This is a genomic window from Erwinia sp. ErVv1 (assembly GCF_900068895.1).
Classification (GTDB): domain Bacteria; phylum Pseudomonadota; class Gammaproteobacteria; order Enterobacterales; family Enterobacteriaceae; genus Erwinia.
Genome location: NZ_CDPK01000002.1, coordinates 18,006 through 18,222, shown reverse-complemented (window position 1 = coordinate 18,222; position 217 = coordinate 18,006). Strand labels below are relative to the sequence as shown.

Genomic DNA, 217 nt, shown 5'->3' with positions numbered 1-217 from the left:
CGTCATCACTGGCTTTGCGTTCCAGTGCGGCGATCTGGCTGTCAGTCAGTTCGATACCCTCACGAGCCACTTTTTCTTCCAGTGCTTTCAGAGGCTTTTTGAAGTTTTCAAGATTGTGGCGCAGCCAAACAGAGCGGACACCACTTCCTGAGAGAAAAACGCCCTGTTTACGCAGCTCATTGCTGGTCCGGTGCTGACCATGTGCAGGGAACGCGAC

Annotated in this window: 1 pseudogene; it reads right to left on the bottom strand. The window is 53.5% G+C overall.

Features of this window, described 5'->3' with window-relative positions:
* A pseudogene (locus tag A1830_RS21020) lies at positions 1–217 on the bottom strand (IS481 family transposase); the annotation flags it as partial.